Below are 10,652 nucleotides of genomic sequence, written 5' to 3' on the forward strand. Positions count from 1 at the left end.
CATGATCGCCCGGCTTTGGCGCGGAGAGGCGATGCCAGACAATGCCGCCGCATACCAGGAACACTTCAACCAGCAGGTTTACCCGGCGCTCAACGCACTGGCCGGCTATCGGGGCGCCTGGCTGTTGCGTCGTGATGTCGATGGGCGCGTTGAATTCCTCGCCATGACGATGTGGGACTCGGTGGAGTCGATCAAGGCCTTCGCCGGCGATGATGTGCAGAGAGCGGTTGTCGAGCCGGAAGCGCGTGCTGTTTTGGCTTCGTTCGACAGCTTTGCCCGGCACTTCGAGGTTGTGTCACACCCCCAAGTGCAAGGCCTATGACGGCACCGCTCGCCACTGCATGCGCAGGAAGGCCTTGGCCGGTAGTTCCAGGCGATGGTAGGTCACGTGTGCAATGGCGAGTGTAATTGCGGCCACGACGGGAATCAGCGCCCACTGCTTCCAGAGGGCACCGACGATCCATCCATGTTGGACTGCGGTCAAATAGAGGGCGCTGATCGCCAGCACGACCATGTAGTGCGTCAGGTACAAAGCGTAGGAGATCCGTCCCAGCCATTGCAGCGGTGGCAGCAGCAGGATCGGACACAGCCCGGCGCGGTCATAGGCGAATCCCACGATCAGGAAGGCACATAGGATCGGGGTGGTGTAGATCGCATAAGGCGCCACGCGGATCGGCAGGGCCAGCAGGCCGAGGAGCAGGACCACAGCGCCGGCCTGCAGTACCGTCAGCGTCCGTGCCGTGGGTGTCGGCAGCGATGCGAACACGCCGCGCGCGATGATGCCGACGGCAAATCCGAGCGTGTTGCGGATGAAGCCCAGATCTTCCATGACCTGAAACTGGGAGGCCTGGGTCACCAACAGGAAATAGCTGGCAACAACGATGACGACGGGAACGACGAAGGGTTTGTCGGGCCTGATCAGGCCGGCCCAGAACAGGGCCCCGAACACGGCGTATGTGTAGAGTTCGGTGCTGATGCTCCAGCTCGGGATATTGAATGTCGGTCCGGCGAATGTATTGAGCCCTTGTATGGCCAATACATTGCCGATGAACGACCAGACGTCGTTGTGAGCGAGCATGGGCTTGATGGTCGCTTCGAAGTCTCCGCCGATGGCCGTGACCACGGCTTGAAAGGCCGCGAAGGCGATCAATGTCGCGAAGTGCAGCGGATAGATGCGGGCGAACCGTAGCCAGAGAAACCGGGCATAGCCGGTCCTGTCGTTGATCCGCCCACCATAGACGTGGAAGATCACGAAGCCCGACAGGACGAAGAACAGATCGACGCCGATAAAGAAGTTGTCGAAGTAGAACGGCAGGCCTAGCCGGTCGTCCAGATGATAGAGGACGATGGCGAGCGCCGTGAGGCCGCGAATCGCCTCCAGCGCCCGGAAGTAGCTCCCGACGTGAGTCTCACCGGACATGCGTCCGGTATATCATCCTGCCGTCAGTCGACAATACGCACTTTGACGTAACTGCCCGGTGCATCCTCGAGTGCTGGCAGGCCGCCCGTGGCAGGGTCGCGCGCCGGCACCTTGGGCCCGCTGAGCGGCGCCAGCCACTTGTCCCAGTCATGCCACCAGGAACCCTTGTGCTCGGTGGCGCCGGCCATCCACGCCTCGAACGTCGGCGGGTTCTTCGGCGTATCGTTCAGCCAGTGCTGATACTTGTTGGCTTTGGGCGGGTTGATCACCCCGGCGATGTGGCCGGAACCGGCGAGCATGAAGCGCACCGGCCCGTTGAAGACCTGGGTGAGCTTGTAGACCGACTTCAACGGCGCGATGTGGTCTTCCTTGCCGGCCTGAATGTAGCAGGGGATCGCCACCTTGCGCAGATCGATCGGTATGTTGGAGAGCGTGATGCCGCCGGGCTGCACCAGCAGGTTCCGCTGGTACATGTTGCGCAGGTAGTAGCTGTGCATCGCCGCCGGCAGGCGCGTGGCGTCGGAGTTCCAGTACAGCAGGTCGAACGGGAAGGGGTCCTTGCCCATCAGGTAGTTGTTGACCACGAACGACCAGATCAGGTCGTTGGCGCGCAGCAGGTTGAACGTGGTTGCCATCTCGGCCCCGTCCATGTAGCCGCGCTGCTTGGCCATCGCCTCGATATTGCTGATCTGCTCCTCGTCGATGAACACCGTCAGCTCGCCCGCCTCGGTGAAATCGACCTGTGCCGTGAAGAAGGTGCAGGCAGCGATCCGGTTGTCGTTGCGCGCTGCCATCCAAGCCAGCGTGGCGGCCATCAGGGTGCCGCCAATGCAGTAGCCGATCGCCGTCACCTCGCGGGCGCCGACGGCTTTCTCGATGGCATCCAGCGCCGCCAGCGGGCCTTCGAGCATGTAGTCCTCGAAACTCTTGGCGGCGAGTTTCTCGTCCGGGTTGACCCAGGAGATCACGAACACCGTGTAGCCCTGGTCGACGGCCCAGCGGATGAACGAGTTCTCGGCCTTCAGGTCGAGGATGTAGAACTTGTTGATCCACGGCGGCACGATCAGCAGCGGCCGCTCGTAGACTTCGCTGGTCGTCGGGCTGTACTGCAGCAGCTGCATCATCGCGTTCTGGAACACGACCTTGCCGGGCGCCGTCGCCACGTTGCGACCGACTTCGAACGCCTTCATGTCGGTCTGGCGGATCGCCAGGCGTCCCTTGCCGCGCTCGAGGTCCTCCAGCACGTTGCGCAGGCCCTTCACCAGGTTCTCGCCACCGCTCTCGACCGTGGCGCGCAGCACCTGCGGATTGGTGGCAACGAAGTTGGTCGGCGCCATCGCGTCAACGAACTGTCGCATATGGAAGTCGACCTTCTTGCGCTCGTGCGGACTGAGGCCCTCGACGTCCTTGCTGAGCCCCGTCAGCCAGCGCGAGGTCAGCAGGTAGGATTGCTTGACGTGATCGAAGATCGCTTCGTCGCGCCAGGCGGGATCGGCAAACCGCTTGTCCTTGGGTGCGTCGATCACGGTTTCGGCGGGCTTGCCCATCATGCGGTCGGCCGTCGCCTGCCATAGCCGCATGTACTGCTGCATCAGCTCCATCTGGGCCGTCACGACCTTCTGCGGATCGGCCATCAGCTTGGCGGTGAAATCGAGGAATGTGCCGGTCAGGTTGAGGACGTCACCCGAGGCGGCGACGGGGCCGTCCTTGGCCTGCTTTTCGGCGAACTCCTGCAGCAGGCGCTGGCTGCGCTCGGCGATGTCTTTCCATGCCTCCTGCAAGGCGGCCGGGTCGGGCAGACGTGGTGTTGGGCCTGTGGTATCCGCCATTTTGCACTCCTCCCACTGACGCAGATTCTCTTGTCAAATCATTGCCTTTGTGTCGATTAGGGCGATAATCGCACAGGGGCTCCGATCGGCTGTTTGTGGCAGCTTAGGAAGCCTGCCGGCGGGCGTCAAACGAATGGCAGGAGTGGGTGGTTTCATGGCTTCAGGAACGCATTGCAGGAGTTTGCGCATGGGCCGCAGCCGCTTGTTCATCGCCCTGCCGTTGGCTTTGCTGGTGACCGGTCTGGCCGCCTGCAGCGACCCGACGCCCGAACCGCCGCAACGGGTGCAGCCGCCGCCCGCGGGCAGCGATCAGAACTACCCTAACCTCGGGACGGTGCCCGACCGGCCGCAAACTTCGACGACCGCCGATCGCGCCGCCGTCGCCGGCCAGCTGGCATCCGATCGCGCTCGCGCCCGCTACGGCAGCGAGGCCCAGCCGGTCGATGAAACGCGCGGATCGGCGATCGGATCCCTGGTGCGGGGCAAGCCGCCGCAGGCCGACGAACCGCCGTCACGATCCGAACCGCCGCCTGCCTCGGAGCCGCCCGCCCCGGCGCCGACCCCGACGCCACGCTGATCGCCCTCGACTTCGGAGGCTCAAAGCGGCAAAAGGCGCCCAGCCAGCCTGGATCCAGGTCTTTCCCGGGGCTGGCGTGTCAGCAAGAACCCCCGCCCGCCGCGTTCGCGCGGTCACAAAAACAAGGCTACCGGCCATGGACGACACCGAGTTCCACCGCATCAAGCGCCTGCCGCCCTACGTGTTCGCCGAAGTGAACGCGATGAAGGCCAAGGCGCGCGCGGCCGGGCAGGACGTGATCGACCTTGGCATGGGTAATCCGGATCTGCCGACCCCGCCGCATATCGTCGCCAAACTGGCCGAGGTGGCGGGCAATCCGGCAACCCACGGCTACTCGAATTCGCGGGGCATCCCCGGCCTGCGCAAGGCACAGGCGCGCTACTATGCCCGCCGTTTCGGCGTTGAGCTCGATTTCGAGAACGAGATCATCGTCACCATCGGGTCCAAGGAAGGGTTGGCCAACCTGGCGCAGGCCATCACGTCGCCAGGCGATATCATCCTGGTGCCCAACCCGAGCTACCCGATCCATCCCTACGGCTTCATCATCGCCGGCGGCTCGATCCGCCACATCCCGGTGCCGGGCCAGACCACCATCGACGAGTTCATGCCGGCGCTCGATCGCGCCGTGCGCCACAGCGTGCCCAAGCCGCTGGCGCTGGTGCTGAACTACCCATCCAATCCCACGGCGCAGGTCGTCGACCTCGATTTCTATCGGCCGGTGGTGGAGTACTGCCGCAAGGCCGGGATCTGGATCTTGTCCGATCTCGCCTATGCCGAGATCTATTTCGACGACCAGCCGCCGCCGTCGATCCTCCAGGTGCCGGGCGCGCGCGACATCGCCATCGAGTTCACCTCGATGAGCAAGACCTACTCGATGGCCGGCTGGCGCATCGGTTTTGCCGCCGGCAACCGTCGACTGATCCAGGCGCTGACCCGCATCAAGTCCTACCTCGACTACGGTGCTTTCACGCCGGTGCAGGTGGCGGCGGTGGCGGCCATTGATGGGCCGCAGGATTGCGTCGCCGAGGCGCGCGATACCTACAAGGAGCGCCGTGACGTGCTGATCGAGGGCATGAAGGCGGCGGGCTGGGATATTCCCGCGCCACCGGCCAGCATGTTCGCCTGGGCGCCGCTGCCGTCAGCTTTCGCCGAGCTGGGATCGCTGGCGTTCTCCAAGCTGCTGCTCACGCAGGCCAACGTCGCGGTGTCGCCGGGTATCGGCTTCGGCGAATACGGCGACCATCACGTGCGCATCGCCATGGTCGAGAACAAGCACCGGATCCGCCAGGCCATTCGGAACATCCGGACGGTCATTGCCGATCCCGACAAGGCGATCGATCTGTACCAGCGCGGCCTGGGCGACAATATCACCCGCCTGAAGGCACGCGCCTGACCCTTGGATTTGTCCGTCATGTCCCAACCGATTCGCATCGGCATCGCCGGCCTTGGCACGGTCGGTGCCGGCACTGTCAAGTTGCTGCGCGAGCATGCCGACCTGCTGGCGCTGCGCTGCGGCCGTCCGCTGCAGGTCGTCGCAGCCAGTGCCCGTGACATCACGAAGGATCGCGGGATCGACCTGTCGGGCATTCGCCTTGAGAACGATCCGCTGGCCCTGGCCACGGCATCCGACATCGACGTCGTCGTCGAGGTCATCGGCGGCAGCGATGGTATCGCGCGGCAGGTGATCGAAACGGCGATCGCGCGCTCCAAGCATGTCGTGACCGCCAACAAGGCGCTTCTGGCGCTGCACGGCAGTGCCATTGCCGCCCAGGCCGAGGCCAAGCAGGTCATTCTGGCTTTCGAGGCAGCCGTCGCCGGCGGTATCCCCATCATCAAGGCGCTGCGCGAGGGGTTGGTCGGCAACCGCGTGAAGCGGCTCTACGGCATCTTGAACGGCACCTGCAATTACATCCTCACGACCATGCGCGAGACCGGCCGCGACTTTGCCGACGTGCTGGCCGATGCGCAGAAGCTCGGTTACGCCGAGGCCGATCCGACGTTCGATGTCGATGGTATCGATGCGGCGCACAAGCTTGCGCTGTTGACGGCGGTCGCTTTCGGGCGCCCGGTCGATTTCGAGGGCGTCTACGTCGAGGGCATCCGCAAGGTCGGCGCACTCGATATCCGTTTCGCTGACGAGCTCGACTGTCGCATCAAGCTGCTGGGACTGGCGCGCGAGACCGAGCACGGCATCGAGCAGCGGGTCCACCCTTGCCTGGTGCCGAAGAACGCGCCGATCGCGTCGGTCGATGGCGTGTTCAACGCCGTGGCCGTGGAAGGCGACTTCGTCGGCCAGACGATGTTCGAAGGTCGCGGCGCCGGCGCCGGCCCGACCGCAAGTGCTGTCGTTGCCGACCTTGTCGCCGTGGCGCGTGGTCATGGCCTGCCGGCGTTTGTGGTGCCGGCGGCACGGCTTGTACCGCGGCCGGGATCGCCGATCGAGCGGCACCGCGGCGCCTACTATTTGCGCCTGATGGTGCTCGATCGGCCGGGCGTGATCGCTGACGTGACAGCGTCGCTGCGTGATGAAAATGTCTCGCTGGAGTCGATGCTGCAGCATGGCCGCGCCCGCGGGCCGGATGATACAGTACCGGTGGTGCTGACGACGCACGTGACGGAAGAGGCGGCAATGCGCCGCGCGCTGCAGCGTATCGCCGGCCTGGCGATGATGCGCGAAAAGCCGATCCTGATCCGGATCGAGGATCTCTAGCAGGCGCTTCTCGCGCCGCAACCGACGGCAGCCCGCGAGGGCGACGCATGGGAGGAAAGACGATGGCTGACACCCAATCCGCGATGGACCGCAACCTGGCGCTCGAAGCCGTGCGGGTGACGGAAGCCGCGGCGCTGGCGGCGTCGAAGCTGATGGGACGCGGCAATGAGAAGGCGGCTGACCAGGCTGCCGTCGACTCCATGCGCCAGGCGCTCAATGCGCTCAGCATCGAAGGCACCGTCGTGATCGGCGAGGGCGAGCGCGATGAGGCGCCGATGCTCTATATCGGCGAGAAGGTCGGCACCGGCAACGGACCCAAGATCGACATCGCGCTCGATCCGCTGGAAGGCACGACGATCACCGCCAAGGGCGGCCCCAACGCGCTGGCCGTGATCGCCATGGCTGAACACGGCAACTTCCTGAACGCACCTGACGTCTACATGGACAAGATCGCGGTCGGCGGCGGCCTGCCGGACGGGATCGTCGATATCGACGCCACGCCGGCGGAGAACCTGAAGAATCTCGCCAAGGCCAAGAAGGCCGACGTGTCGGACCTGGTCGCCTGCATCCTCGATCGCCCGCGGCATTCCGAGCTGATCGCCAAGGTCCGCGAGGCCGGTGCGCGCATCATGCTGATCGGCGACGGCGACGTCTCGGGCGTGATCGCCACCTCGCAGCCCGACTCGGGCGTCGACATCTATATCGGTTCCGGCGGTGCGCCGGAGGGCGTGCTGGCGGCGGCAGCGCTGCGCTGCATCGGCGGCCAGATGCAGGGCCGTCTGCTGTTTCGCAACGATGACGAGAAGGGCCGCGCGGCGCGCTGGGGCATCAAGGACCTCAACCGCAAATACAGCATGCTCGACCTGGCCAAGGGCGATGTGATGTTCGCCGCCACCGGCGTCACCAACGGCTCGATGCTCAAGGGTGTGCGCCGCTTCGCTGGTGGTGCTGAAACGCACTCGCTGGTGATGCGGTCGAAGACCGGCACCGTTCGCTACGTCGAGGCCAAGCACAACTTCAACGTCAAGAGCGGCCTGCCGAGCTGGGCATGATAGGCGTGTCTCTGCCTGGGAGCGCGGGTGTCCTGTCCGCATCAAGGCGAAAGCTCGCCGTCGCCTGACATGAGCGGGCGAGACGTCCGCTCTCCCACGGAGGCCAAAGTTATCTGCGACTCTCACAGCCCGGCGCCCTTGTCGGCGGTGATCCGCGGTGCTTGGGTGGCAGCTGCATGACATTGGCTTTGGCACCTCTGCCGCCGGCAATCGAGTCCGCGTTCCTCGGCGTCGAGCAATCGCTGTCGGGGCGGCGCTGGCGCCTGCGGGCGGGCGAGGAGGCCAGCGCCATGGCCATTGCCCAGCGTCATGGCCTGCCCGACGTCGTGGCGCGGCTGCTGTCGGCCCGTGGCGTGGCGCCTGACGCGGTCGATGACTTCTTGGCACCGACCTTGCGGCGCTTCTTGCCGGATCCGTCGCATCTCAAGGACATGGATATCGCTGTCGATCGCCTCGTGCGGGCCGTACGTGCCGGCGAGAAGATCGCGGTGTTCGGCGACTACGATGTCGACGGCGCCACGTCGTCGGCGCTGCTGCTGCGCTTCTTCCGTGCGGTGGGTGGCAACGTCCAGGCGTACATCCCCGATCGCCTGAAAGAGGGCTATGGCCCCAACGCGGCGGCATTGCTGGGCCTGAAGGCGGCGGGTGTCGCCGTCGCCGTCACGGTCGATTGCGGCATCACCGCGTTCGAGCCCCTCGAGGCTGCCACGCAGGCCGGGCTCGACATGATCGTGATCGATCACCACAAGGCCGAGGCCCGACTGCCGCGGGCGGTGGCGGTGGTCGATCCCAACCGGCAGGACGAAGCCAGCCCGCACACCCAGATGGCGGCGGTGGGTGTCGCCTTTCTGCTCGTGGTGGGGGTGAACCGGGCGCTGCGGGCGGCCGGCTGGTACGGGACGGCGCGGCCAGAGCCCGATCTGCGGCTGTGGCTTGACCTCGTCGCCCTGGGGACGGTTTGCGATGTCGTGCCGTTGACCGGCGTCAACCGTATGCTGGTCCGCCAGGGCCTGAAGATCCTCGATAGCCGTGCCAATGCCGGAATCGCGGCGCTGGCCACGCTGACCCGCCTGGCCGAAACGCCCGGCACGTTCCATCTCGGCTTTCTGCTGGGGCCGCGGGTCAATGCCGGCGGTCGCGTCGGCGCCGCCGATCTGGGCACCCGGTTGCTGTCGACCGACGATCCCCAGGAAGCGATGGGCCTGGCGATGCGCCTGGACGGCTACAATGCCGAGCGGCGGGCCATCGAGGCCGCCGTCCTTGATGCGGCTATTGTGCAAATAGAGGCCCTGGGCGCGGTGCCGCCGGCCATCGTGGCGGTGGGTGAGGGCTGGCACCCTGGCGTGATCGGCATTGTCGCCAGCCGGCTGGTCGAGCGCTTCCACCGGCCGGTTTTCGTGATCGGCATGGATGGCGACGTCGGCAAGGGGTCGGGCCGTTCGGTTCGTGACGTCGATTTGGGGGCGATCGTGATCGCCGCCCGACAGAACGGCCTGCTGGTCAATGGCGGCGGCCATCCGGCGGCGGCCGGGCTGACGATCGAGCGCAGCCGGCTGGCCGACTGGACCCGCTTTTTCAACGATCACGTGGAAGCCCGGATCGGGGTGTCGCCGCCGGTGCGCGACCTGGCGGTCGACGGTGCGCTGGGCACCCAGGCCGCCACGACCGACCTTGTCCGGACCATCGAGCAGGTCGGACCGTTCGGTGTCGGCAACCCCGAACCCCGCTTCGTCCTCTCCCACGTACGGGCCACCTGGTCACGGCCGGTGGGGGAGGCGCATGTCCGCTGTACGCTTGCCGGCAGCGATGGCGGGCGCCTCCAGGCGATCGCATTCCGCGCTGCGGGGGGACCTGTGGGCGCCGCGCTGCTCGACGCGACGTCGCCGACCCTGCACGTGGCCGGCATCCTGCGGGTCGACCGCTGGAACGGCAGCGAAACGGTCAACCTGCATGTCGAGGATGCCGCACCGGCCCGCGCCATCCCCTGACTGTGAGCCGCCGCTTGATTCGCCGCCGCCGACACTGTAGACGAACCGCGCCGACTAGCTGTCCCCATCGTCTAGAGGCCTAGGACACCAGCCTTTCACGTTGGTAACACGGGTTCGAATCCCGTTGGGGACGCCAAGGTCGTGGCGCAGCCGGGCGGCCAATGGCTGCCGGGTATCAACGTCTTCTAGACGGGCCAAACGGCTAAGCTCCCGGTTCTCGCAGAACGTTCAGTGACGCCATTGAAGTAGCCGTCGGGTGTGATCATGTCCCGCTCGAACGGGCGCGACAAGGGCGCGCCGGTCATGACCGCAAGTATATATGAACCTTCATTCTTGGAAGGTAAGAGCACACTTGCAATTGAGGAAATCCGGTAAGTACTACCGTGATGAACTTAAATGAAATGGACAATCGTTTGTCATTCTACTTGCAGGGACTGAGTTCACGGTCGTCTCGCAATGTTTCAGAGAAGCAGTGGGCAGTCTGATGGTCACACAGGAGATTCCCGCTGTGATTGTATGAAGGATAGTTTGCGGTGCCGTGACGATGAGAAGGATATTGATAAACTGTTGACCTGCCGTGGCGGGTGAAGCCAGAATTGTTCGCGCTCGTGGAAACAAAATCGCAGGCTAATGATATAAATCACAGTGGAGGATCTTCGTAAGGCTGATCGCTGTGAGGATTGTCGCAAGGAGCGGCTATAGCTGACGACATGTTTTGTGACGGCGTGTGAATGTGCGCCCTTCCTAGTTGTATTTCTCTGACGCGAAAACGTGTGCCCGTTTGGAGTCGCGCTTTGGTGCGCCCAATTCTTGCGGGTGGATTTTGACAATTGTCAGAAATTTGATTAGATAGTGCAACGTTTTGATAAATGGTTCGTATCCCGTTCTTATTAATGTCGAATGGACCTGGTCAGCCCTATTTCGTGGCTAGTCTGTTAGCGGTGCCTCATGAATAAATTTTGGCGTCCGAAGTCCTCCAAGAGCAAACGCCGCGCAGAATACAATCCCGTTGTACGGATCAGTCCAACCGTCTTTGCGCTTGAAGCGCGCATAGCGCTGGATGCCGCTGCCGCCGT

At 64.6% G+C, this 10,652-nt stretch carries 8 protein-coding genes and 1 tRNA gene; 7 read left to right on the forward strand and 2 right to left on the reverse strand.

The genetic code is table 11. The features are described from left to right. Window position 1: 1 nt before the first annotated feature. Window positions 2–322 carry an antibiotic biosynthesis monooxygenase gene (locus FQU96_RS10690; protein ID WP_146540963.1) on the forward strand — a complete coding sequence of 107 codons (321 nt, stop codon included), beginning with the start codon at window positions 2–4 and terminating at the stop codon, window positions 320–322. Here the strand turns inward: FQU96_RS10690 and FQU96_RS10695 are convergent. After that, window positions 317–1,420 (reverse strand): acyltransferase, encoded by a 1,104-nt coding sequence (locus FQU96_RS10695; RefSeq protein WP_146540965.1) that lies wholly within the window; start codon window positions 1,418–1,420, stop codon window positions 317–319. The two genes, FQU96_RS10690 and FQU96_RS10695, sit on opposite strands and share 6 nt — an antisense overlap. Before the next feature lie 23 nt (window positions 1,421–1,443). Then, complete coding sequence (locus tag FQU96_RS10700) at window positions 1,444–3,249, reverse strand: alpha/beta hydrolase (RefSeq protein WP_146540967.1); 1,806 nt, start codon at window positions 3,247–3,249, stop codon at window positions 1,444–1,446. A 187-nt stretch (window positions 3,250–3,436) separates the two neighbouring features. Between FQU96_RS10700 and FQU96_RS10705 the strand changes: the two genes are divergently transcribed. The 6 genes from FQU96_RS10705 (at window position 3,437) to FQU96_RS10730 (ending at window position 9,712) form a co-directional block, all read left to right on the forward strand. Then, window positions 3,437–3,826 carry a hypothetical protein gene (locus FQU96_RS10705; RefSeq protein ID WP_146540969.1) on the forward strand — a complete coding sequence of 130 codons (390 nt, stop codon included), beginning with the start codon at window positions 3,437–3,439 and terminating at the stop codon, window positions 3,824–3,826. 136 nt (window positions 3,827–3,962) lie between these two features. After that, entirely contained in the window at window positions 3,963–5,219 is a 1,257-nt protein-coding gene (locus tag FQU96_RS10710) for an LL-diaminopimelate aminotransferase (protein WP_146540972.1), read from the forward strand. Window positions 5,220–5,237: 18 nt separating this feature from the next. Then, complete coding sequence (locus FQU96_RS10715) at window positions 5,238–6,536, forward strand: homoserine dehydrogenase (RefSeq protein ID WP_146540974.1); 1,299 nt, start codon at window positions 5,238–5,240, stop codon at window positions 6,534–6,536. Window positions 6,537–6,598: 62 nt separating this feature from the next. Next, a complete protein-coding gene (gene glpX, locus FQU96_RS10720) occupies window positions 6,599–7,588 on the forward strand; it encodes a class II fructose-bisphosphatase (protein ID WP_218574677.1) in 990 nt (329 codons plus the stop codon). Window positions 7,589–7,764: 176 nt separating this feature from the next. Beyond that, on the forward strand, window positions 7,765–9,576 hold the full coding sequence (gene recJ / locus FQU96_RS10725) for a single-stranded-DNA-specific exonuclease RecJ (RefSeq protein WP_146540976.1): 1,812 nt from the start codon (window positions 7,765–7,767) through the stop codon (window positions 9,574–9,576). A gap of 60 nt (window positions 9,577–9,636) precedes the next feature. Further along, a tRNA-Glu gene (locus FQU96_RS10730) sits at window positions 9,637–9,712 on the forward strand. Window positions 9,713–10,652 lie beyond the last annotated feature (940 nt).

The organism is Reyranella sp. CPCC 100927 (genome assembly GCF_007859315.1).
Lineage (GTDB): Bacteria > Pseudomonadota > Alphaproteobacteria > Reyranellales > Reyranellaceae > Vineibacter.